This window comes from Conexibacter sp. CPCC 205762, assembly GCF_030646155.1.
Taxonomy (GTDB): Bacteria; Actinomycetota; Thermoleophilia; order Solirubrobacterales; family Solirubrobacteraceae; genus Conexibacter.
Window position 1 is genome coordinate 54,536 of record NZ_JAUTDN010000002.1, and the last position, 22,924, is coordinate 77,459.

The 22,924-nt window shown below is 71.5% G+C and carries 23 protein-coding genes; 7 read left to right on the forward strand and 16 right to left on the reverse strand.

The features are described from left to right. Window positions 1-64: 64 nt before the first annotated feature. The 9 genes from Q7L73_RS02475 to Q7L73_RS02515 all read right to left on the reverse strand — a co-directional run bounded on the left by Q7L73_RS02475 (window position 65) and on the right by Q7L73_RS02515 (window position 7,706). Window positions 65-436: a hypothetical protein gene (locus tag Q7L73_RS02475; RefSeq protein ID WP_304685913.1), complete on the reverse strand. Its 372-nt coding sequence runs from the start codon at window positions 434-436 to the stop codon at window positions 65-67. A gap of 51 nt (window positions 437-487) precedes the next feature. Next, entirely contained in the window at window positions 488-1,321 is an 834-nt protein-coding gene (locus Q7L73_RS02480) for a glycerate kinase (RefSeq protein WP_304685918.1), read from the reverse strand. 28 nt (window positions 1,322-1,349) lie between these two features. Further along, window positions 1,350-1,706, reverse strand: coding sequence for a hypothetical protein (locus Q7L73_RS02485; RefSeq protein ID WP_304685920.1), 357 nt, complete (start codon window positions 1,704-1,706; stop codon window positions 1,350-1,352). Window positions 1,707-1,768: 62 nt separating this feature from the next. Next, window positions 1,769-2,395, reverse strand: coding sequence for a signal peptidase I (locus Q7L73_RS02490; RefSeq protein ID WP_304685921.1), 627 nt, complete (start codon window positions 2,393-2,395; stop codon window positions 1,769-1,771). Further along, complete coding sequence (locus Q7L73_RS02495; RefSeq protein WP_304685922.1) at window positions 2,364-2,912, reverse strand: hypothetical protein; 549 nt, start codon at window positions 2,910-2,912, stop codon at window positions 2,364-2,366. The genes Q7L73_RS02490 and Q7L73_RS02495 overlap by 32 nt, the downstream gene beginning before the upstream one ends. Before the next feature lie 221 nt (window positions 2,913-3,133). Next, the gene (locus tag Q7L73_RS02500; protein WP_304685923.1) at window positions 3,134-4,153 is read right to left on the reverse strand and encodes a DUF2278 family protein; all 1,020 of its coding nucleotides are present in this window, start codon (window positions 4,151-4,153) and stop codon (window positions 3,134-3,136) included. Between the two features lie 67 nt (window positions 4,154-4,220). After that, window positions 4,221-5,756 carry a hypothetical protein gene (locus Q7L73_RS02505; RefSeq protein ID WP_304685924.1) on the reverse strand — a complete coding sequence of 512 codons (1,536 nt, stop codon included), beginning with the start codon at window positions 5,754-5,756 and terminating at the stop codon, window positions 4,221-4,223. 53 nt (window positions 5,757-5,809) lie between these two features. Further along, a complete protein-coding gene (locus Q7L73_RS02510) occupies window positions 5,810-6,772 on the reverse strand; it encodes an ATP-dependent DNA ligase (protein ID WP_304685925.1) in 963 nt (320 codons plus the stop codon). Further along, window positions 6,699-7,706, reverse strand: coding sequence for a DMT family transporter (locus tag Q7L73_RS02515; RefSeq protein WP_304685926.1), 1,008 nt, complete (start codon window positions 7,704-7,706; stop codon window positions 6,699-6,701). Before Q7L73_RS02515 ends, Q7L73_RS02510 begins: the two co-directional genes overlap by 74 nt. 71 nt (window positions 7,707-7,777) lie before the next feature. Between Q7L73_RS02515 and Q7L73_RS02520 the strand changes: the two genes are divergently transcribed. After that, window positions 7,778-8,701: a LysR family transcriptional regulator gene (locus Q7L73_RS02520; RefSeq protein ID WP_304685927.1), complete on the forward strand. Its 924-nt coding sequence runs from the start codon at window positions 7,778-7,780 to the stop codon at window positions 8,699-8,701. 4 nt (window positions 8,702-8,705) lie between these two features. Here the strand turns inward: Q7L73_RS02520 and Q7L73_RS02525 are convergent, their stop codons facing one another. After that, a complete protein-coding gene (locus Q7L73_RS02525) occupies window positions 8,706-9,503 on the reverse strand; it encodes an SDR family oxidoreductase (RefSeq protein ID WP_304685928.1) in 798 nt (265 codons plus the stop codon). A 31-nt stretch (window positions 9,504-9,534) separates the two neighbouring features. Here Q7L73_RS02525 and Q7L73_RS02530 point away from each other — a divergent pair, with 31 nt between their 5' ends. Together Q7L73_RS02530 and Q7L73_RS02535 are read left to right on the forward strand one after the other, a co-directional pair. After that, entirely contained in the window at window positions 9,535-10,254 is a 720-nt protein-coding gene (locus tag Q7L73_RS02530; protein ID WP_304685929.1) for a metal-dependent transcriptional regulator, read from the forward strand. 68 nt (window positions 10,255-10,322) lie between these two features. After that, complete coding sequence (locus tag Q7L73_RS02535; RefSeq protein ID WP_304685930.1) at window positions 10,323-12,290, forward strand: bifunctional diguanylate cyclase/phosphodiesterase; 1,968 nt, start codon at window positions 10,323-10,325, stop codon at window positions 12,288-12,290. Here Q7L73_RS02535 and Q7L73_RS02540 read toward each other — a convergent pair. From Q7L73_RS02540 to sucC, 3 genes are all read right to left on the reverse strand, one after another. Further along, window positions 12,287-13,387, reverse strand: coding sequence for a PLP-dependent aminotransferase family protein (locus Q7L73_RS02540; RefSeq protein WP_304685931.1), 1,101 nt, complete (start codon window positions 13,385-13,387; stop codon window positions 12,287-12,289). The genes Q7L73_RS02535 and Q7L73_RS02540 overlap by 4 nt on opposite strands. A 76-nt stretch (window positions 13,388-13,463) precedes the next feature. Then, window positions 13,464-14,339, reverse strand: coding sequence for a succinate--CoA ligase subunit alpha (sucD, locus tag Q7L73_RS02545; protein ID WP_304685932.1), 876 nt, complete (start codon window positions 14,337-14,339; stop codon window positions 13,464-13,466). Beyond that, entirely contained in the window at window positions 14,336-15,490 is a 1,155-nt protein-coding gene (sucC, locus tag Q7L73_RS02550) for an ADP-forming succinate--CoA ligase subunit beta (RefSeq protein WP_304685933.1), read from the reverse strand. Before sucC ends, sucD begins: the two co-directional genes overlap by 4 nt. An 84-nt stretch (window positions 15,491-15,574) precedes the next feature. On the opposite strand from sucC, the gene Q7L73_RS02555 reads away from it, so the two are divergent. Together Q7L73_RS02555 and Q7L73_RS02560 are read left to right on the forward strand one after the other, a co-directional pair. Further along, window positions 15,575-16,255 (forward strand): HAD family hydrolase, encoded by a 681-nt coding sequence (locus Q7L73_RS02555; RefSeq protein WP_304685934.1) that lies wholly within the window; start codon window positions 15,575-15,577, stop codon window positions 16,253-16,255. Between the two features lie 16 nt (window positions 16,256-16,271). Beyond that, window positions 16,272-17,066 carry an MBL fold metallo-hydrolase gene (locus Q7L73_RS02560; protein ID WP_304685935.1) on the forward strand — a complete coding sequence of 265 codons (795 nt, stop codon included), beginning with the start codon at window positions 16,272-16,274 and terminating at the stop codon, window positions 17,064-17,066. Between the two features lie 7 nt (window positions 17,067-17,073). On the opposite strand, the gene Q7L73_RS02565 is transcribed toward Q7L73_RS02560, so the two are convergent. The 3 genes from Q7L73_RS02565 to accC are packed head-to-tail and all read right to left on the reverse strand — an operon-like array spanning window position 17,074 to window position 20,289. Beyond that, on the reverse strand, window positions 17,074-17,943 hold the full coding sequence (locus tag Q7L73_RS02565; protein WP_304685936.1) for a bile acid:sodium symporter family protein: 870 nt from the start codon (window positions 17,941-17,943) through the stop codon (window positions 17,074-17,076). 59 nt (window positions 17,944-18,002) lie between these two features. Beyond that, window positions 18,003-18,491 carry an N-acetyltransferase gene (locus Q7L73_RS02570; RefSeq protein WP_304685937.1) on the reverse strand — a complete coding sequence of 163 codons (489 nt, stop codon included), beginning with the start codon at window positions 18,489-18,491 and terminating at the stop codon, window positions 18,003-18,005. Window positions 18,492-18,498: 7 nt separating this feature from the next. After that, complete coding sequence (accC, locus tag Q7L73_RS02575) at window positions 18,499-20,289, reverse strand: acetyl-CoA carboxylase biotin carboxylase subunit (RefSeq protein ID WP_304685938.1); 1,791 nt, start codon at window positions 20,287-20,289, stop codon at window positions 18,499-18,501. A 155-nt stretch (window positions 20,290-20,444) separates the two neighbouring features. Here accC and Q7L73_RS02580 point away from each other — a divergent pair, with 155 nt between their 5' ends. After that, a complete protein-coding gene (locus tag Q7L73_RS02580) occupies window positions 20,445-21,914 on the forward strand; it encodes a DUF3696 domain-containing protein (RefSeq protein WP_304685939.1) in 1,470 nt (489 codons plus the stop codon). Beyond that, window positions 21,911-22,924 carry a hypothetical protein gene (locus Q7L73_RS02585; protein WP_304685940.1) on the forward strand — a complete coding sequence of 338 codons (1,014 nt, stop codon included), beginning with the start codon at window positions 21,911-21,913 and terminating at the stop codon, window positions 22,922-22,924. Before Q7L73_RS02580 ends, Q7L73_RS02585 begins: the two co-directional genes overlap by 4 nt.

Genomic DNA, 22,924 nt, shown 5'->3' on the forward strand with positions numbered 1-22,924 from the left:
GGCGAGCGTAGCGCTCCCGACCCGCCGGGTGCCGCTCGGCGCCCTCGCTGACAGCGCGCTTGCGTCAGGCGGGAGCGTCGAGGTCCTGCAGCTCGACGATCACGATCTCGCCCGCGACGACGTCGGTGCGGAAGCGCGGGTGGCCCTGCACCATCACCGTTCTCGGGTCCTCGCGGTCGTACATGACGCTCGCCGGCTCACCCGGCGCGAGGCCGTGGAGCGTGAAGCGGTTCATGAACTGGCGGTGGACGGTCCGCACGGTCGAGCCGTCGGGCAGCGCGAGGTCGAGCGTGAACTCGACCTCTCTCGCGACCTCGGCGCGGATCGCTCCGGTCTCCGTCATCGCGACGACCGTCGCGCGCCCCGCGACGCCGCGCTGCGCGAGCGCCGACGCCAGCTCCTTGTCCGGATTCGGCTTGCGCTTGAAGAGCCCCATGGCCGCGCAGCGTATCCCGCGAGCGGCGGTCGGGCCAGTCGCGAAGCGGTCTCAGACCAGTCTCGCCAGCTCGCCGCCGGCCGCCTCGATCGCCGCGAGCGTCGGCGCCTCCAGCACGGCCTGCAGGTCGAGGATGCGGCCGCCGAACGGGTCGAGCGTGCGCCCGCCGACGACGGCGAAGCAGGGCACGCCGCTCTGACGCGCGCGCGTCGCCAGCTCGCCCGGCGCCTTGCCGGCGAGCGTGCGCAGGTCGAGCAGCCCCTCGCCGACGATCACCGCGTGCGCCGCCCGCATGCGCGCGTCGCCGTCGAGCACGTCGAGCACGAAGCTCGCGCCCGACTCCAGCTTCGCGTCGCAGGCCTCCGCCAGCGCGGCCGCGATCCCGTCGCCGGCCGCGCCCCAGCCGATCCCGCGCGCCGGCGTGCGCACGTCGCAGAGCACGACGAGACGCGGCGCGATCCCGCCGCCGGAGGCGATCGCCTCGATCATCCCCTCGCCGCCGTCATCGCAGCGGACGTCGCCGGCGCCGACCAGCAGCACCTCGGCGCCGCTCTGCGCGGCCGCCAGCAGCAGCTCGCCGGCGGGAGCGCTGGAGCCGCCCTCGCCGTCGCCCGGCAGCACGCTCCCAAGCTCCACGATCGCCGTCCCGCCGTCCTCGATCAGCCCGATCCCGACGCGTCTGCCGCCGACCTCGACCGCGGCCGTCTCGCCGGCCAGCGCCGGCAGCAGCACTTCCAGCGTGCCGGCGCCGCCGTCGGCGAGCGGGCAGAGGTCGACCTCCCAGCCGCCGGCCTCCAGGCCGCGGCCGAGCGCGGCGGCGACCTGGGTCGCGCGCAGGCCGGCGCTGCGGAAGGGGGCGGGGGCGACGAGCACGGGTGCGGCCATCTCGGCCGCGGATCCTACGGAACGCGCATCAGGCGCATATGTAGACGCCGGCGACGTTGGTGACGTTGATCGTCACTCCGGCCGATCTCCAGCCGCCGGCCGACAGTCTCGCCTGCACGACGTAGCTGCCTATCAGCGAGACGGCCGGCAGCGAGTAGGAGGTCGCGGCCGAGTTGACGACTCTGCCGTCGGGCTGGGTGATGTCGTAGGAGATGGTCGCGCCGCTGGGCGGCGTCACGGGGTCCAGGACGATCTGGCCTCTCAGCACTCCGAGGCCGGTGCATCTGACGTTGCCGGGCGCTGGCACGGTGTAGGACGCGAAGCTCGATTCCGCCAGCACGCTGCCGACGAACGCGGCCAGCGCGGGAGCGGCCGCCCACGCCAAGAGCGCGCAGCAGAGCCCCACCGCGAGGGCGGCCGCTCGCGACCTCCGTGCCGGCAGCGCGCTCAGGACGCCTCCTGCGCCGGCGCCTGGGCGCCGCTCCCTCTGCGCCGCCGCTCCAGCAGCCAGCCGAGCGCGACGGCGCCCGTCAGCACGCCGAGCCAGTACTGCATCCAGGGGTTCTTGAACCAGTTGATCGGCGCAGCCAGCCACGGCACCGCGAAGATCGGCGCCTCGACCCGCGTCGTCGTCAGCGGCGGGTCGTCCGCTCTGTTGCGATCGCCCTTGACGACGAACGTGACCGCGCCGCCGCCGGCCGCTCTGATCGATCTGACGCGGTGCATGATCCGCTTGCCGTCGCTGCGGCGGATCGCGACCACGTCGCCGACCCCGACGCTCGTCGCCGCCTCCGGCCGCACGATCACGACCGTGCCGACCGGGAACTTGGGCCGCATCGAGCCGGTCTTGACGATCAGCGGCGTCGCGCCGACGGCGATCCCCCACGCGGTCAGGCCGAGGCAGAGGGCGCCGAACAGCGCCAGCAGCCAGCTGATCGTGCGCAGGAACGTCTTGCGCAGCTCCCATGGAGCGCGCTGCGGTCTGACGCGCAGATCCGCCGGGGCGTGCTGGCGCCCCGGCAGGTGCGACAGCAGCCCGTGCTCAGGTCGTGGCGCTGAAGGTGAAGGTCGCATTCGACGTCAGGCCCTGGAGCGCGTTCGAGGCGGCGCTCGGGAGCGTGACCTTGTAACAGAGGAACTCGGATGCGCCGGCGGCGAGCGGGCGGGACGCGATGGCGGCACTGCCGAGCCCGGCGGCCTCGGTGTGGAGCGTCGTCGTCGAAGCGTTGTATTCGGTCGCCGTGCAGGTCGCGCTCGGCACGACGCGGATGCCGATCGTGAGAGCCGCCGCGAGCGGCGCGCTGCCGGTCGTCGCGGTCGTCATCGAATAGTTGAAGTCCGAGGTGCCGCTGTTGGTGATTCTCAGCGGGGCGTATCTCACCGCGCCGGGGATCACGCCGGACATCGACAGCGAGGTGAGCGCGACGGTTCCGGTCTGGTCGTTCGCTCTGATCAGGATCGAGCCGGTCGAGAAGCTGGTCGTCACGTCGACCGAATCGGTGAAGGCCGCGTAGGCGCCGAGCCATGAGAGACCGACCAATGGACCGAGCGCCAGCAGCGCACGCACGCGCCGCGACGAGGGGAACTGCATACCGACACCTCCCGAGTGTCTGTGGTTGTAACCACGAGTGGTATCGACTGTCCGGCGAAGAACTTGAAAATGGTCAGGAGATCGGCGAGCGATCAGTAACTTTGATCCACCATTCTTCAGGATATTGGCACGTCCGAACTCCGTTGCCTTTCACCGTAAGGGTGCCGACGCGCCATCCGCCGAAGGCTTTGCATTGCCGCCGACGTGCGCGCGGTCGTCGCTCAGAAGACGAGCGTGCGGCCCGGCTCGCTCGCCTGCGCGCCGCTGTAGGCGACGCCGTCGACCTTCAGCCCGGCCGGGTCGAGCAGCGTCAGCAGGCCGCCTCTGTCGGGCAGCACGAGCGGTGGCTGCAGCGCGATCCGCAATGTCTCGCCGGGCGCGATCCGGCCGTGCAGCGACTGGCGGTGCCGGTCGCGGTCGGCGAGCGTCCAGCCGTCGAGCTCGAGCGCGGCTGCGGTCGTGTTCAGCAGCGTCGCGAACTCGCGCTCGGGCGAGTCGAGCGCGTTGACGAGCGCCGCGACGATCCGGATCGTGCCGTCGTGCGGCGCGGGGACGTCGCCACCGCCACCGCCGCCGCCCGGCGCGCCGCCGCCGATCGTGTGACCGGTCGCGTCGTCGGTGTGCCAGCCCTGCGACTGGAAGGCGAGGAAGATGCCGACCCACTGCTCCGGTCTCGGGAAGTGCAGCAGCAGCGCACCGTCCTGCCAGACGCCGTCGTCGGCGGTGAAGCTGCCGACGTTGCCCTGGTTCATGTGGATGTCGTGGACGCCGTTGCCGGGCAGGAAGCCGAAGACCTTGTCCTTTCTGCCGGGCTCGGGGCCCCAGCGCTCGCCGAAGGCGTAGACGGTCGCCTGCTCGTCACCGACGGCGCGGCCGACGTAGTGGTCGAGCTTCTCGTTGAGGTCGTTGTCGGGGCCCGGCAGGTCGAACGGCAGCACGCGCATCGCGTCCGTGTCGAAGAGGTTCGCGCGGATGAAGTCGAGCGCGGCGCCGCCGGCGCTCGACGCCAGGTCGCTCCAGCCGCGGGGAAGCGCGGCCAGGTCGTTCAGCAGCGGATGCGCGAAGTCGCTCACGACGACGTATCTCAGCTCCGACGGCGCGAGTGCCGACTCGACGTTGACGGCGACCCGCCAGTCGCTCGTCTCGTCGACGACGTGCACCTGGTAATGGCCGTTGCTGCCGGAGGCGAGCCGCCGGTCGACAGCGCTCCCACGCAGCACTCCGTAACGCTTCAGCGGCACGCGAATCCCCCTGTCCGTCGCTGTTGTCGCGGCGACAATACAGAAAAGAGGTGTGAAGCCGGGAGGATTAGCCGTGCTGCAGCGTGATCGTGCGCACGACGGCGTCGCCGCGCTGCGCGATCTCGACGGACAGCGTGCGGCGCAGCAGCGTGCGACCGCTCGCGAAGGCGCTGACGCGGTACTGCCACAGACCGGGCTCGTCGCCGAGCGGACTCAGCAGCAGCTTCTGCCCGTCACGTTCGACGGCGAGGTCGGGCAGTGCGGCGCCGGGATCCTCCCAGCCGTCGCAGGGCGTCGCGACGCGGAAGGCGCGGCGCTGGCCGAAGCCCTCGACCCGCAGCCGCAGCCCGCGCGCCAGCAGCGCGTGGCAGTCGCGGCCCTTCAGGCCCCATGAGAAGGCCAGCCGCCGTGGCGTGCCGGCGATCGTCAGCCGCGGCGCGCGCGGTGGGACGACGGCGATCCGGAAGCTGCGCGACTTGTCGGCGCAGCTGCTTCTGTCGCGCTGCTCCTGCCACGTCAGCTGCGCGTCGAGGCGGCCGCGCTGGGGCGGCGCCTGCAGCTTCAGCGCGTAGCCGCGCGGCGGCAGCGCGACCAGCAGCGGCGCGCCCACCTTGCGGCTGCCGGCGAAGGTCGTCAGCGACGCGACGACCGCGCGCACGTCGCGCCCGTCGCGCGCCTGCACCGGAACGAGCGCGGTGCCGCCGACGGCCAGCTCGCGCGGGAAGGGATCCCACGTCAGGCCGGCCGGCTGGCGGCGGTCGCAGCGGCGCAGCGACTGCGGCGGCGTGTCGACACCCGGCGTGGCGCCGCTCGGCGGTGGGTCTCTCGCTCCTGGGTGCGGTCTCGGGTCCGACGGCGGGTCCGGGTTCGGGCCCGGCGGCGCCTGGCCGTCGAACCAGGCGCTCAGCTGCTCGTCGGCGCCGGCCTCCGCGGGGGCGCCGTCTGCGAGGCCGTGCGAGCGCACGACGAGACAGCGCGGCGCGGCGCCCTCCAGCAGCGTGTCGGAGAGCGTCAGCGTCAGCCGTCTGCGATCGGCCGACAGCGTCGCCGGCCGGCTGCGCGGCAGCGGGTCCGGCGCGATCGTCGCCGTCGCGGTCAGCTCGGCCGGCGGCTCGTCGCCGGGACCGCCGCCGTCGCCGCTGCCGCCGCGCGCGCCCGGGTCGCCGGATCCGCCGGGATCGGCCTCGCCCGGCGCGCCTTGCGAGCCAGCCGGCGTGGCGGCGAGCCGCACGGTCGCGTCGCCGGCGGTGAGGCCGGGCGCGGTCGGGCTGCACTGGGTGCCGCCGGCGTCGCCCGCGACCCGCTCGGCCGCGGCGGCGAGCGTCAGCGTGACGGCGCTCTGCCCGCCCGGCGGCGGCTGCGGCAGCGCCGTGTGCAGGTCGACGCTCACGGTCAGCGTCCCGGCCGGTGGGTCGAGCGCGACCTGCGCCGCCGCCAGGTCGTACGCGAGCGCCGGGTCGGCGCCGCCGCTGACGGACGCGGTGCGCATCGCGGGCTCGCCGGCGGAGGCGCTCGGCGGCGCCGCGAGCGCGAGCGTGCCGGCCGCCAGCGCGCCCACGGCGGCCAGCAGACGGCGCGGCTGCTGGCGCGAGGGCGCGTTCACGCTCCCGATCCTACGGCTCGTCGCACGCGCTCAGGACACCGGTGACGAGATCTTCACGCCTCGTCGAGCTGCGCCAGCAGGCACTCGGCGGGCGGCTTGTCATCGCGCCACCGTCTCAGCCTGGCGCCGTGGCGGATGCGTCCGCCGGCGACGTGGTCGAAGCTGACCTCGACGACCAGCTCCGGTCGCAGCCCGACCCATTCGAGGTCCTTGTCGTTCTTCCAGCGGCTGGGGTCGGCGGAGCCGCGCTCGCCGCTCTCGTACGGCGCCAGTCTGCCGACCAGCTCGCGTCTCTCGGCCGCCTTCAGGCCCGAGGTGTGGCCGACGACGCGCAGTCTGCCGTCGTCGTCGTAGAGGCCGAGGATCAGCGAGCCGACCGTCTCCGGCTCCTTGCCGGGGCGCCAGCCGACGAGCACCGCGTCGATCGTGCGGACGCGCTTGATCTTCGCCATCCCCGCGCGGTCGCCGGGGCGGTACGGCGCCGCCAGCTCCTTCGCGATCACGCCTTCGGCGGTGCGCAGCCACGGCTCCGCCTCCTCCGCCGTGCGCACGAGCGGCGTCGGGTCCAGCGGCGTCTCGCCGCCGAGCCGCTGCGCGAGCGCGACGAGCGCCTCGCGGCGCTGCTCGAACGGCCGCTCCAGCAGCAGCTCGTCGCCATCGGCGAGCAGGTCGAACGCGATGAAGTGGGCCGGCGTCTCGAGCGAGAGCTTCTCGATCCGCGACGCCGCCGGGTGGATCCGCTGCGACAGCAGGTCGAAGTCCTGGCCGCCGTGCGCGTCGTCGATGACGATCTCGCCGTCGACGACGTAGCGGCCGGCCGGGAAGCTCAGCTCGGGGAAGTAGCGCTCCAGCGGTCTGCCGCCGCGGGAGAGGATCTCGACCGCGTCGCCGTCGACGAAGACGAGCGCGCGGAAGCCGTCGAACTTCGGCTCGAAGGCCCAGTCAGCTCCGCTCGGAAGTGACGAGCGCGAGCGAGCCAGCTGAGGGCTGAGGGGCGGGGCAAGCGGAAGCGCCACGGTCGCGCGATGCTATCGGCAGCGCGGCGCGGCGGCGAGCGAGACGTCGGCGCACCGGCACCTGCAGGATCACGACCGCGCCGATCACGAGCATCGCGCCGACGAGCTGGATCGGGCTCAGCTGCTCGCCGAAGACGATCCCCGCCAGCGTCATCGCGACGAGCGGGTCGAGCGCCGACATGATCGAGGCGCGGCTGGGGCCGAGCCGTTCGACGCCGGCGACGAAGGCGCTCATGCCGATCGTCGTCGAGCCGATCGCGATCACGACGATCCACAGCCACGCCTGCCAGTGCAGCGCGCCGAGATGGATCGTGCCGGTCGTCGTGCCGGCGGCGGCGAAGGCGATCGCGGCGCCGCTGCAGATCAGCGCGGCGAAGGTGAGCGGGTGCATGCGGCCGCCGAGCGCGTCGGCGCTCAGCACGTAGGTCGCGTAGATCGCGGCGGCGGCGAGCGCGAGCCCGACGCCGACGGGGTCGATCGCGCCGGTCGCGCCGCCGGCGAGCGTCAGCACGACGCCGGCCGTCGCTATCGCGACCGCGCCGAGGCGGCGGCGCGACGGCGGCTCGCGCCGCAGCGCGATCGCCGCGACGACGACGATCGCCGGGTAGGAGAACATCAGCAGCTCGCCGAGCGAGGCGTCGATCCGCGTCAGCGCGGAGGCGTAGAGGCCGGACTCGGCGCTGTAGAGGAAGAGGCCGAGCGCGAGCGCGGCGAGCGCCGAGCGCTTGTCGGCGCGCGCGACGCCGCGGTGGGCGGCGATGATCCACAGCAGCCCGGCGCCGACCGCGAAGCGGACCGACATCAGCGTCAGGACGCTGGCGCCGGCGGCGTACGCGAGCTTGGCGAGCACCGCCATCGAGCCGAAGCCGAGCGCGGCGACGATGCACAGGAGCAGGCCCTGGCGCTCGCGGCTGATCTGCGGAGAAACGTTCACGCAACCTAAAGTAGGCCTGCGGCGGCCATCGCGTTACCCTTGATGTACTTCGGCATGCCAAGGATTTCCCTATGACACTGCAGCAGCTCCAGTACTTCCTCGCGACGATCCAGCACGGCACCTTCAGCGCCGCGGCCGACGCGCTCTACATGGCGCAGCCGTCGCTGTCGGAGCAGATCCGTCGGCTGGAGTCGGAGCTGGGCGTCGCGCTGTTCGTGCGCGCGGGGCGCAGACTGGTGCTGACCGAGGCCGGCCGCGCGCTGCGGCCGGAGGCGGAGCGGACGCTGGCGGCGGCCGAGCGCGCCACCTCCTCGGTCGCCGACGTGCGCGAGCTGAGAGCGGGCACGGCGACCTTCGGCACCTTCGGCGACGCGCCGACCTGGCTGATCGGCAACGTCGCGGCCGCCTTCCGCCGCCGCCACCCCGACGTCCATCTGCGGATCGTCGGGCTGAACTCCTCCGAGGTCGCCGACGAGGTGCGCGAGGGGCGGATCGAGGCCGGCCTGATCGTGCTGCCGATCGACGACGCCGGCCTCGACGTGCGCCCGGCGATGGAGGACGAGCTGGTGTGGGTCAGCGCCGACGCCGAGCGGATCGCGAGACCGGTCGCGGTCGAGGCGCTCGCCGACGTGCCGCTGATCCTCTACGACGCCCGCTGGGGCTGGGAGGACCCGACCCGCCGCGCGCTGTTCGAGCGCGCCCAGCGCGCCGGCGTCAAGCTGCAGACCGCGGTCGAGGTCGAGGAGGTCGCCAACGCGCTCGACCTCGCCGCCCGCGGCCTCGGCGACACGATCATCTCCCGCTCGATCTCGCTCCGCCGCGGCGCCCTCCCGAGCGCTCTCGGCGTCGCCTCCTTCGACCCGCCGCTGCACGAGACCTTCGCCTTCATCTCCCGCCGCGACGCCCACCTCTCGCCGGCGACGCGCGAGCTGATCGCGCTCGCCGAGAAGCAGCTCGCGAACATGGAATCCCGCCGCGACGCGGCGAGAGACTGACGGCTCAGCGCCGCGGCGCGGCGGCGCTGCCGCGGAGGCGGCGGAGGACCATGTCGGCGAGCGCGGGGGAGAGGCCGTGGACGATGCCGAGCAGGCCGACGAGCTTCGGGTAGGCGACGGCGCGGCGGTCGGCGGCGACGGCGGCGAGGACCGCGTCGGCGAGCCGGTCGGGCGAGGCCGCTCTGTCGCCGCCGTGGTACCAGGGCGGCATCGTCGCCTTCTCGTGATCGTGCAGGTGGGTGGCGATCTCGCCCGGGTAGACGAGCGTGAGGCCGACGCCGGTGCCGGCCAGCTCGTGCCGCAGCGCCTCGCCGAAGGCGCGCTGGGCGGCCTTCGTCGCGCCGTAGACGGCGGCGTCGGGGAAGGAGCGCATCGCCGCGCCGGAGGAGACGATCACGACGTGGCCGCGGCCGGCTGCGACCATCGGCTCCAGCGCCGCGCGCACCGTCCAGACGGTGCCGAGCCAGTTGACCGCCGTCATCCGCTCGACCAGCTCCGGCGTCAGCGCGCGGAACGGGCCGTAGTGGGCGACGCCGGCGTTGGCGACCACCAGCTCAAGCCCGCCGGCCTCGGCGACGAACTGCGCCACCGCCGCCTCGATCGCCTCGCGCGAGGCGACGTCGCAGGGCAGCGGGAGGTGACCGGAGCCGGGCAGCTCGCGCGCCAGCCGCTCCAGCTCGCCGGCCGAGCGCGCCGCCAGGCCGACCGTCGCGCCGCGCGCGGCCAGCGCGCGCGCGAGCGCCTCCCCGATCCCGCTCGACGCGCCCGTCACGAGTGCGCGTGTGCCTGCGCCGACCTCCACGCGGCGAGCCTAACCCATTAACCTGGTCGTCATGAGCCACGAGCACGTCACGGTCGCCGAGGAGGAGTACCTCCAGATGCTCTTCTGGCTGTTCGAGGCGAACCTGCCGATGACCGGCGCCAACCTCGCCCGCGCGATGCAGCTGTCGGCGCCGACGGTCCACGAGATGATCGGCCGGCTGGAGCGCGACGGCTACATCACGCGCGCCAGAGACAAGTCGATCTCGTTCACCGACGAGGGCCGCCGCGAGGCCGAGGAGGTCACCTCCCGCCACCGCCTGATCGAGCGCTTCCTGACCGACGTCGTCGGCGTCCCGTGGGACGACGTGCACGAGGAGGCAGAGCGGCTGGAGCACGCGATGACGCCGCGCTTCGAGGCGTACGTGCGCGCCTCCGTCGGCGACGCGAAGACCTGCCCGCACGGCCATCCGATCAAGGTCGGCGAGCGCGTCTCCGGCGTCCCGCTGGCCGACTGCGAGATCGGCGCCAGCGTCAGCGTGCTGCGGCTGGAGAACGAGGCCGAGGACGTCCTCCACTACCTGATGGACGCCGGCGTCGGCCCGGGCCTGGAGGGCACGCTCTCCGCCAGCGACGACGAGCACGTGACGATCACCGCCGCCGATGGCGCGCAGCACACGCTCACGCGCACGGTCGCCGAGACGGTCACCGTCAGAGCCGATCCGTCGCCGCCGCCGCGCACCGCGATCCCCGCCGAGCAGCTCGTGCTGGGCCGGGATCGCTACGGCCGCTGAGCGCTGACGCGCCAACTAAAGCGTTTTGACTGAACGCTGACGGACAGCTGCCGATCTTCTCGGCGGAGATGTCGGACGGAACCGACACCCCGCGCCCTGCCCCCGCGCCGGCCGTTCATCGGCTGCTCGCTCCCGACGAGGAGCTGGTCCGTCTGCGCGCCGAGGTCGCGCGCGAGCGCGAGGCGCGCGCCGAGGCCGAACGGGTGGCGCAGGAGACGACCGCCGCGCTGGCCGCGCGTCAGCAGGAGCTGGAGCTGCTGGAGGCGATCGCCGCCGCCGCCAACGGCGCCCGCACGCTGGAGGACGCGCTCGACGCCGCCGTCGAGGCGCTGCGCCGCCACGGCTGCTGGACGGTCGGCCGCAGCTGGATCGCCGACGGTGCCGACGAGCCGCTGATAGACGCCGGCGCCGAGCTGTTCGACGCCGCGGTGCCCGCGCTCGTCCCGCCGCCCGACGGCCTGCACGAGCGCGCGCGGGAGGACGGCGAGGCGGTCTGGACCCGCAACGGCTTCGCCTTCCCGGTCCTGCTCGGCGAGCGCGTGCTGGCGGTGCTGGAGCTGCGCGCCTCCGCGACGCGCCGCCCCGACCCGGCGCTGGCGCGCCTCTCCAACCACGTCGCCGGCCATCTCGAACGGGTCGCCGAGCGGGTCGCGGCACGCGAGCGGATCGTCCACCAGACGCTCCACGACGCCCTCACCGGCCTGCCCAACCGCGTCCTCTTCGAGGACCGCCTCGGGCTCGCGCTCACGCGCGCCCGCCGCCGCGGCACTCAGACGGCCGTCCTGTTCCTCGACGTCGACCGCTTCAAGCTCGTCAACGACACCCTCGGCCATCGCGCCGGCGACGCGCTCCTGCGCGAGGTCGCGCAGCGGCTGCGGACCGCCGTCCGCGCCAGCGACACGGTCGCGCGCTTCGGCGGCGACGAGTTCGCCGTCCTCTGCGAGGAGCTGAACGACGAGCGCGACGCGCTGCGCGTCGCCAACTCGCTGCACGCCGCGCTGAGCGTGCCGTGCGAGCTGGGCGGCGACGGCGGCGACCTCGGCAGCGAGTCGCTCGTGCTCAGCACCAGCGTCGGCGTCGCGGTCGCGCGCGGGCGCGAGGCGACGCCGGAGGAGCTGCTGCGCGACGCCGACGCGGCGATGTACCGCGCCAAGGAGCTGGGCCGCTCGCGCACGGAGCTGTTCGACGAGCGGCTGCGCGCGCGGCTCGACGCGCGCCTGCGCGTCGAGCGGGAGCTGCACCAGGCGCTCGACGCGCGCGAGCTGCGGCTCGTCTACCAGCCGGTCGTCTCGCTGCGGACCGGCGGGATGCGCTCGGTCGAGGCGCTCGTGCGCTGGGACCACCCGGAGCGCGGCACGCTCAGCCCCGGCGCCTTCCTGCCGATCGCGGAGGAGAGCGGGCTGATCGTCAAGATCGGCGAGTACGTGCTGCGCGAGGCGTGCGCGCAGGCGGTCGCCTGGCGCGGACGGCTCGGCGCGGAGGCGCCGCTGCCGATCCACGTCAACCTCGCCGCGCGCCAGCTGAGCCAGACGAACTTCGTCGACACGGTCGTGCGGATCCTCGCCGACACGGGCGCGACCGCGCACGACATCGCGCTGGAGATCACCGAGTCGTCGGTGATCGAGAACACGCTGCTCGCGTCCGACATGCTGCGCGAGCTGAAGGCGCTCGGCTTCGAGATCCTGCTCGACGACTTCGGCATCGGCTACTCGTCGCTCGGCTACCTGCAGCAGCTGCCGATCGACGTGCTGAAGATCGACCGCTCGTTCATCGACGCGCTCGGCGGCGCGGCCGACGCCGAGGACGACGGCCGCGCGAGCGCGATCGTGCGCGCGATCGTCGGCATGGCCGACGCGCTCGCGATCGACGTCGTCGCGGAGGGCGTCGAGACCGACGAGCAGGCGCGCATCTCGCAGGCGCTCGGCTGCGACCTCGCGCAGGGCTTCCTGTTCGCCCGGCCGGAGCGGCCGGAGACGGTCGAGCAGCTGCGGCGGGCGTGGACGCCCGCCGCGCGCGCGAAGCCGCGTCGCTCCTAGCCGACCGGCAGCGACTTGACGGCGTCGGCGAGGCGGCCGACGCCCTCCTCGATCTGCGCCACGTTCACGCCCGAGTAGGCGAGGCGGAAGGCGTTCTCGCCGCCCTCGATGAGGAAGTCGGTGCCTTTCACGATCGCGACGCCGCGGTCGCCCGCCGCCTTGAAGAGCGCATCGGCGTCGAAGCCCTCGGGCATCTCGACCCAGAGGAAGTAGCCGCCCTCCGGCGCGACGAACCTCGCCTCCGGCAGCTGCGCGGAGAGCGCGTTGCCGAGCGCCTCGGCGCGCTCCTTCAGCGCGACCTTGACGGTCTCGATCGAGCGCTCGTAGGAGCCGTTGCGGCAGAACTGGTTGACGATCGACTGCGCCACCATGTTCGGCGAGATGTAGGTGTTGGTCGCCAGCTTCGCGATCCGCGCGATCAGCTTCTCCGGGCCGACCAGGTAGCCGACGCGGATGCCAGGGCAGACCGTCTTGGAGAACGAGGAGGCGTAGACGACCTGGTCGTCCTCGGCCAGCGACAGCATCGTCGGCAGCGTCTCGCCGCTGAAGCGCAGCTCGACGTACGGGTCGTCCTCGAAGATCAGGAAGCCGTGCTGCTTGGCGAGCGCGACGAGCGCCTGGCGCTTCTCCAGCGACAGCGTGTAACCGGCGGGGTTCTGGAAGTTCGGGATCAGGTGCGCCAGCTGCGGCTTGACGCCGTCGGCCAGCAGCGCCTCGATGCCGGCGACGTCGACGCCGTCCTCGTGCAGCGCGACCGGGCGCAGGTCGCCGCCGCGCGAGCGCAGCGACAGCAGCGTGCGGTCGTAGGTCGGCCGCTCGACGATCACGACGTCATCGGGCTCCACGAGCGCCTCGAACAGGAACGCGTCGGCCTGCATCGACCCGTTCGTGACGATCACGTTCTCCGGGGCGACGCCGTGCTTCTCCGCGATCCACGCGCGCAGAGGTCTGTAGCCGATCGACGTGCCGTACGAGAACGTCCCGGCGGGGTCGGCCGTGAAAGCGGCGTCAGCGGCGGCGCGGAGGCCCTCGACGTCGATGATGTCGAGCGACGGAGCGCCGCGCGCGAAGGAGATCGGAGCGGGTTCGGAGGCCATCCCCGGAGGGTACGCGATTAACGACGCGGCGCCCGTCTCAGGGCGCCGCGGGACCTGCTGCGAATCTTCCCGGCGGTTACTTCCCGAGGATCTCCATCGCGAGCTCGGCCGTCTCGGTCGGCGTTCTGCCGACGCGGACGCCCTTCGCCTCCAGCGCCTCGGCCTTCGCTCTCGCGGTGCCGGCCGTGCCGGAGACGATCGCGCCGGCGTGGCCCATCGTCTTGCCCTCAGGCGCCGTGAAGCCGGCGATGTAGGCGACGACCGGCTTCGTGACGTTGGCGGCGATGTACTCGGCCGCCTCCTCCTCGGCGGAGCCGCCGATCTCGCCCGACATCACGATCAGCTCGGTCTCGGGATCGTTCTGGAACAGCTCGATCACGTCGATGAACGACGAGCCCGGGACCGGGTCGCCGCCGATGCCGACGATCGAGGAGTTGCCGAAGCCGCGCTGCGCCAGCTCGTTGCCGATCTGGTAGGTCAGCGTGCCGGAGCGCGAGACGACGCCGACGTTGCCCTGCTTGAAGAACGACGCCGGGATGATGCCGACGCTCGCCTTGCCCGGCGACAGGATGCCCGGGCAGTTGGGGCCGACGAGGCGGACGTCCGGGTTGCGCTTGAGCTGCGTGTAGACGCGCAGCTCGTCGTGCGCCGGGATGCCCTCGGTGATCGCGACGATCAGTCTGATGCCGGCGTCGGCCGCCTCGAGGATCGAGTCGGCGGCGAAGCGCGGCGGCACGAAGATCATCGCCGTGTTGGCGCCGGCCTTGTCGACCGACTCCGCGACGGTGTTGAAGACCGGGATGCCGTTGACGTCCTGGCCGCCCTTGCCGGGCGTCACGCCGGCGACGACCTGGGTGCCGTAGTTCTTGTTGTTGGTCGCGTGGAACGTGCCCTCGCGGCCGGTGATGCCCGTGACGACGAGGCGGGTCTCTCTGTCGACGAGGACGCTCATGCGGCAACTCCGGTCTTGGCGAGCGCGACGACCTTCTCGGCCGCCTCGTTCATCGTCGTCGCGGTCGCGACGTTCGGCAGGTTCGCGTCGGCCAGCAGCTTGCGCCCCTCGACGTCGTTGGTGCCGTCGAGGCGGACGACGAACGGCACGGTCGGGTTGATGATCCCGTACGCCTCGATCAGGCCCTTCGCGACCTCGTCGCAGCGCGTGATGCCGCCGAAGATGTTGAAGAGGACCGCTCTGACCTTCGGGTCGGAGAGGATCACCTCGACGGCGCTGACGATCGCGTCGGACTTCGAGCCGCCGCCGGCGTCGAGGAAGTTCGCGGCCGAGCCGCCGGCGAGGCCGACGACGTCGAGCGTCGACATCACGAGCCCGGCGCCGTTGCCGAGGATGCCGATGTCGCCGTCGAGCTTCACGTACGTGAGGCCGCGCTCGTGCGCCATCTGCTCCTGCGGGTCCTCGGCGGAGGGATCGCGCAGCTCCGCGTTCTGCGGATGCCGGTAGAGCGAGTTGCCGTCGAGCGTGACCTTCGCGTCGAGCGCGACGACGTCGCGGTCCGCCGTGATGATCAGCGGGTTGACCTCGATCAGCATCGCCTCTTCGGCGACGAAGGTCGCGTACAGCTTCGACAGCATCGCGCCCACGGGGCGGATCAGGTCGGCCGGGATGCCGGCGGCGAACGCCAGCTTGCGGCCGTGGAAGTCCTGGAAGCCGAGCAGCGGATCGACGTGCAGTCTCGCGAGCGCCTCCGGCGTCTTCTCCGCGACCTCCTCGATGTCCATGCCGCCCTGAGTCGAGAGCATGACGAGGGGCGCCTTGGCGGCGCGGTCGAAGACGATCGAGGCGTAGTACTCCTCCGCGATCTGCGAAGCGCCCTCGATCCAGACCTCATGGACCGTGAAGCCCTTGATGTCCATCCCGAGGATGTCGGTGGCGTACTGCGTCGCCTCCGCTCTGTCCTTCGCGAGCTTGACGCCGCCGGCCTTGCCGCGGCCACCGATCAGCACTTGCGCCTTGACGACGCAGGGGTATCCAATTTCATCAGCTGCCGCGACGGCGTCTTCAACCGTCTTGGCAGGCTTCCCGGTGGGGACCGGGATTCCATGTCGGGCGAAAAGTTGCTTGCCCTGATATTCGAGCAGGTCCATAGCGCCCGCGGACTCTACTCCGCATTAGCAGAATGGGCCCCCAGAACGCGCGAATAGGCCGCGAGCAGGCATAATGGCCGGCCAATGGCCATTCCCAGAACTGTCACTTTCGTTACGTTCGACGTCTACGGCACCCTGATCGACTGGGAGTCGGGCGCGTACGACGCTTTCACCAGAGAGGCGAAGCGCGACGGCTTCACGATCGAACGCGACCAGCTGATGCCGCTCTTCCACTCCGTTCAGGAAGAGATCCAGGCCGGCTCCTACGAGCTGTACGCCGAGGTCCTGCGTCGCACCGCCGTCAGAATCTCCGAGGAGCTGGGCTGGGGCCTGGAGCCCTCGCGCTCCGGCTTCCTGCCGGACTCGGTCCAGCGCTGGCCGGCGTTCAGAGAGGCCAACTCGGTCCTCGCGAGACTCGCCAAGCAGTACAGAACGGGCCTGATCTCGAACATCGACGACAAGCTCCTCGGTCAGACGCGGCGCCACATCCCGCTCGACTTCGACCTCGTCGTGACGGCGCAGCAGGTGCGCTCGTACAAGCCCGACCCGGCGCACTTCAAGGAGTGCGAGCGGCGCGTCGGCAGCAAGAGAGGCTGGGTCCACATCAGCTCCGGCTACAAGACCGACGTCGAGCCGCTGCTGAGACTCAGAGTCCCCGTGATCTGGGTCAACCGCGACAGAACGCCGCTCGAGAGCGGTCAGAAGAAGCCGGACGCGGAGGTCTCCAGCCTGCGCGAGGCGGCGAGACTGCTCGGCATCGGCTGAGGCTGAGGCGCGCGCGATGAAGGCGGTCAGCGTCCACCCGGACGTCATCGTCATCACCAGCCGCATCTGGAAGACGACCGCGACGCTCGTCCGCAACGGCAGCGAGGCGTTCCTGATCGACTCGCCGATCCTGCCGGACGAGCTGGAGATCCTGCCCGCGCTCGCGGAGCAGGCCGAGTTCCCGGTCAGCGGGCTGCTGGCGACGCACGCCGACTGGGACCACCTGCTCGGCGGCTACGCCTTCCCGGAGGCCGCGCTCGGCGTCGGCGAGACGACCGCCGCGCGGCTGACGGCGGAGCCCGGCAGAGCCGCGCGCGAGCTGCGCGACTTCGACGAGGAGTACTACCTCGACCGGCCGCGGCCGCTGTCGCTGCCGGGCGTGCAGGCGCTGCCGGTGCCGGGCTACTGCGCCGTCGGCGACCAGGAGCTGCAGCTGCACCCGGCCGACGGCCACACGGCCGACGGCACGGCCGTCCTGATCCCGTGGGCGCGCGTGCTGGTCGTCGGCGACTACCTCTCCTCGCACGCGATCCCGGAGCTGTCGCCGGGCGCCTCGATCGACAAGTACCTGGCGACGCTGAGACGGCTCGCCCCGCTGCTGACGGCCGCCGACACGGTCGTACCCGGCCACGGCGACCCGCTCGACAGCGCCCGTGCCGCGGCGATCCTGCGCGAGGACGTCGCCTACCTCGAAACGCTGCGCGGCGACGATCCGAGCAGAGCGCCGCTGCCGCTCGCGCGCCGCACCGGCGCGCAGAAGCGCCTGCACGAGTACAACCTCTCGCTGCTGCGCGACGGCAAGGCCACCTGAGCGCGCCTCAGGCGGCCCGCACGGCCGCGTTGCGGCGGTGCATCGCGCGCGCGAAGAGGCCGCCGCTGAGGAACATGATCGCGCCGTAGGCGGCCGCCGGCACCGACAGCTCGGTCGCGAGCGTGCTGCCGACGGCGATCGCGAGCGTCGCGTTGTGGATCCCCAGCTCGAGCGCGATCGCGGTCGCCTGGCGGTCGTCGAGGCCGGCGAGCTTGGAGACGGCGAAGCTGATCGCCAGCGCGGTCACGTTGAGCACGACGACGGCGCCGAGGATCGCGCCCGCGTGCTCGAGCACGACGTCGTGCTCGGAGGCGACCGCGCCGATGACGACGAGCAGGAAGAGGCCGGCGGCAAAGCGCCCGATCAACGGGCGGGCGGCGGCGACACGCCGCGGCCAGCGCTCCCGCACCGCCATCCCGACGGCGACGGGGACGATCGTCAGCAGCAGCACGCGCGCGACGATCGAGCCCATCGCGAGGTCGCCGACGAGCGCGCCGGCGTCGAAGTGGTCGGAGGCGAGGCCGAGGTAGGCGGGGACGGTGATCGCGGCCGCGACGCTGCTGACGGCCGTCATCGTCAGCGACAGGGCGGTGTCGCCGCGCGCGAGGTGGGTGAGGACGTTGGCCATCGTGCCGCCCGGCGAGGCGCCGAGCAGGACGAGGCCGACCGCCAGCCCGGCCGGCAGGTCGAACAGCGTCGCGACGCCGAACGCGAGCGCCGGCGAGACGACGACGAGGTTCACCAGCCCGATCGCGACGCCGCGCGGCTGGCGCACGACGCGGCGGAAGTCGGCGAGCGTCAGCTCCAGCCCGAGCGCGATCATGATCGTCGCCAGCGCGGCGGGCAGCAGCACGGAGGTCGTCAGCGTCGGCTCCACGCGGCGAGGCTAACGAGGGCGGCGCGTCCGCGCGCCGCTTTGCGGTGCGACGCCTCCGCTCAGCGCGGGTCGTCGAGGCTGCGCGCGAGCACGACGTCGCGCTTGCCGCCGGCGCGGCCGACGTGGAAGCCGAAGCGCTCGTAGAGCGCGATCGCGGCCGCGTTGTCCTCGTGCGTGTCCAGCTCGATCCAGCGGCAGTTGCGCTCGCGCGCCCGCTCCAGCGCGGCCTGCACGAGCGCGGCTCCGTGGCCCTCGCGCCGGTGATCGCCGTCGACGTAGAGGTCCTCCAGCACGCACTCGCTGCCGGCCCGCCAGAGGTTGAAGCCGTAGCGCAGCTGGCAGATCGCGACCGGCGCCAGGCCGGCCGCCGGAGCCGACAGCAGGAACTCGCCCTCGCCGCGCTCCAGCACGCGCTCGACGCCGGCGTGGAAGGCGTTCGCGGACGGCCAGTCACGGCCGAGGTGGTCGCGGAAGGCGACCAGCAGCTCGGCCACGTACTCGGCGTCCAGCAGGTTCGCCCGCCAGACGTGCGGCGTCACGTCGCTCACGCGTGCGTCAGGCCGCGTCCGGCGATCTGATGACGGCGATCGTGTCGCCGGCGGAGATCGCGGCGCCCTCGACGATCGGGATCTCGGCGATCACGCCGGCCTTGTGCGCCGTGATCTCGTTCTCCATCTTCATCGCCTCGATGATGCAGAGCAGCTGGCCCTCCGCGACCGTGTCGCCCTGCTTCACCTTGACTCTCCACATGTTGCCCTGCATCGGCGAGGGCAGCGTGTCGGCGCCGCCGCCGGCACCGCCGCTCTTGCGCTCGCGCCGCGGTCTCTTGCCGCCGGCCGCGGCGGGCCCGGACCCGTTGACGGCCACGACCGCCCCGCCGATCGGCGCGGCGCCGATCACGTTGACGTCGAAGCGGCGGCCGGAGACCTCGACCGTGTAGGTCCGCTCGACCTTCGGGTCGTCCTCGTCATCCGTGGGGACAGGGGGCGGGAAGGCGAGCGTTCTGAGCCACTTGCGGTCCTCGACGAGGTCGCGGCAGGTCTCCGCGTTGGCCCACTGCTCGGTCGCGAGGATCGCCGAGTGGAACGGCATCAGCGTCTTCAGCTCGGTGATCTCGTACTCCGACAGCGCGCGCAGCATCCGTCTCGTCGCCTGCTCGCGGTCGGCGTCCCAGACGATCAGCTTGGCGACCATCGGGTCGTACATCGGCGAGACCTCACCGCCCGGGCCGACGCCCGAGTCGACGCGCACGCCGGGGCCCGACGGCTCCTTGTAGTCGCCGATTCTGCCCGGGGCGGGGGCGAAGTTGCGCGAGGCGTCCTCGGCGTTGATGCGGCACTCGATCGCGTGGCCGCGCAGGACGACGTCGTCCTGCGTCAGCGAGAGCGGCTCGCCGGCGGCGGCGCGGATGCCCTCCTTGACGATGTCGACGCCCGTCACCATCTCGGTCACGCAGTGCTCGACCTGGACGCGCGTGTTCATCTCGAGGAAGAAGTACTCGCCGTCCTGCAGCAGGCCCTCGATCGTGCCGGCGCCGACGTAGTGGACGGCGGCGGCCGCGTCGGTCGCGATCTTGCCGATCTTCGCGCGCAGCTCGGCGTCGACGGCGGGCGCCGGCGCCTCCTCGATCAGCTTCTGGTGGCGGCGCTGGATCGAGCAGTCGCGCTCGCCGAGGTGGATCACGTTGCCGTGACGGTCGGCCAGCACCTGCACCTCGACGTGGCGCGGATCGGGCAGGTAGCGCTCGAGGTAGACGGTCGGGTCGGAGAAGAACTTCTCGCCCTCGCGCGAGGCGCCCTCGAAGGCGCCCTCCAGCTCGTCGTCGGTCAGCGCGACGCGGAAGCCCTTGCCACCGCCGCCGCCGGCCGCCTTGACCGCGACCGGGTAGCCGATCGTTCTCTCGATGATCTTGCGCGCCGCTCTGACGTCCTTGACCGGCTCGGTCGTGCCCGGCACGATCGGCACGCCGGCCTTCTGCATCAGCTCGCGCGCGGCCGTCTTGCTGCCCATCGCGTCGATCGCCGCGGCGGGCGGGCCGATGAAGGTGACGCCGGCCTCCTCGCAGGCGGCGGCGAAGCCGGCGTTCTCGGCCAGGAAGCCGTAGCCGGGGTGGATCGCCTCCGCGCCCGAGCGCTTGGCGACCTCGAGGATCTTGTCGACTCTGAGGTACGACTCGGCCGCCGGGCCGGGGCCGATCAGATACGCCTCGTCGGCGCGCTTGACGTGGAGGGCGTCGCGGTCGAGCTCGCTGTAGACGGCGACCGAGGCGATGCCCATCTCCTCGCAGGCGCGGATCACACGGACGGCGATCTCGCCGCGATTGGCGATCAGAATCTTCGAGAACACGCGGCGGAAGGTTAGTGGGTGAGCGTTTAAAACCGCCCCGATCGAACTTCGGCCTACGAGACAACGGTGTAGCGGTTCAAGCGGCGCGCGGCGCGGTCGATGATGCGGGCAGTGGAACCTGCCACTCAGAGAGTGTTTACCATCTTCTCCGAGCAATGCTGACGAAGCTCGAGATCGAGGGTCTGAAGGCGTTCGCCGACCGCACAAGCGTCGAGCTCGCGCCGATAACCCTGGTGTTCGGTGACAACTCTGCCGGCAAGTCCTCGCTCCTGCAGTCTCTCCTGGTCGCGCAGCAAACGATTTGTTCAGCGAGAGACGGCAGGCTCCGAACGTCGGGGCACGACTTCGACCTGGGCGGCTTCACGAACTTGGTCCACGCCCATGACTGCGATCGGCTGCTGGTGATCGGTTGCACCGTCACAGGAGGCCGAGACTTCCGGGACGAATCCACTAGCCATAGCATCGTGATGAACTTCCGAGCCGGGGACCACTCGACGGCTGATGTCGACGAACTGAGACTCTCCTGGCACGGCGGCAGAACGACGACCGGACTGGTGTTTCGACCGATTGAGGCGCGTCGCTCCGAGAGAGAACGACAGTACGACGTCGGCAACGGGGACTGGTCGCCAGAGCTGTTGGAATGGCTGAAGGTCGTCCTTGGACCGCGGCTGGCTGGGAGACAGCGAGCAGCCGCGTCAGCGGCGTGGCGAACGTGTCGCGAGGCCGCAATCGCGGTGGCGCGCCTCGACGAGACTGCGGAGGAATGGGACGGCTTCACGGAGCAAGAGATCGAGAGGGCGCTCGGTCTGATCCGGCCGCGGTTCTCTGCCCAGAGCGGCAGTTGGCTGCCTCGCGGCGTGACTGCCGATTCGCTTCCGCGTGGTTCGGAGGCGACGGCCGTGGCGGCGGTCGTGGCTGCGCTCGAAGCTGTGATCGGGCAGGCTCACGAGCGGTTGCAAGACGAGCTCGGTCGCGTTGTCCATCTCGGGCCCGCGCGCGAGATTCCGCAGCGGGTGACATTGCTTCGCGATGCCTCCCCGGAGATCGGCCGGCTCGTCCACGACGCGGCGCTGCTCGATCGAGTCAACAAGTATCTGAGACATCTCGAGATCCCGTACGACCTCGTGCCAGCCCTGCTCGGCAGAGGAGATGCTCTGCTTGAGGACGCGATAGCGCTCCGTCTGATCGATCATCGGTATCAGACAGCGCTCACCGTCAACTTGCGCGACGTCGGAGTCGGCATCTCGCAACTGCTGCCGGTCGTCGTGTCAGCGGTGACGAATCCGTTTGGGGCCGTGTTTATCGAGCAGCCGGAGCTGCACGTCCACCCTGGACTCCAAGCCAAGCTCGGGGACGTGCTCGTCTCGGAGAGCGCCACAACGCAGTTCGTCGTCGAGACGCATTCCGAGCATTTGATGCTGCGGCTTTTGCGCTATGTGCGAACCGGCCGGATCAGCGCCGACGACATCGCGGTCCTCTATGTGCACCACAACGAACACGGTGCAGGCGCGAGCGTTCGTCGAATCGAGATCGACGACGCTGGTGAGTTCGTCCAGCGATGGCCGGGCGGATTCTTCACTGAGCGAGAGACCGAGTTGTTCGCCGGCGAAGCACCGTTCGCATGAGAGTCACGCGGGTTGTCATCTGCGGCAACGCCGCAACCGAGACGGTGCAGACTGCGACGAGCATCGGGGACCGGGCACGAGCATTGCGGAAGCGGATCGATGAAAAGGGTCTGGGACTGTTCGCGAACCTCGACGAGCGAGGAAAGTTCCTGAACTCGCTTTCACCAGTCGAGCGACAGCGCTGGGTCAGCCTGGTCGTGGACCGGCGACTGGTGCACAGTCTCGATGGCGTCAGAGGCGTCTTCGAGCACGCGACGGTCGACGATCTGCGAATGACGTACGCCGACCTCGCCGATGTCGTCGTGTGCAGCGAGCAACAAGAGCAGAGCCTGATGCAAGAACGCGGACAGGCTGACAACAGAAGGCCGGAGGTCACGTCACTCGAGACGGTTGCGAGTGCCTCGGCGTTCGACCACGACGCAGTCCGATCGACAGTCGCGGCTGGTGAGACACGTGACGCTGTGTTCGACGAGCGGATCAGACCGTTCGCGCCATGGATCGAGAGACTGGTAATCCTCGACCGGTACGCGCTGACGGCTGTCGAGAAACCGTACGATCCCGAGGACGGCTTCAAGTGGCTCCTGCGGCGCTTGCGTGAAGAACGCCGCACTCAAGACCCGTTGAAGCTGGTGCTCACAATGGCCGTGAAACGAAGCGAGATCGACGCGGCCACGGTGGCCTACGTGATTGAACGCTTCGGCCTGCGGCATCCTGATCCCGAATTGTTCAAGTCGATTGCGTTGAACGTCGTGAACGAAGACACCGGCCAACGTCATTTGCACGATCGGTTCTTCCGTTTCGATGGCCGTGTGCTCGACTGTGGAACGGGCCTGGCCGTCTTCGGGCAATCACAGGTCTTTCAGCGCACGAGACTCTCGATCGGCAGTTACGCCGAGTCGGAAGAGACGCTTGACCTGGTCGAGCTGGAACCGACCACCGGCGCGGCGTCATGGCGCCGCAACCAGCAGTTGTGGCTCGCGAGAGACCGATCTCCCATCGACTTCGACTGA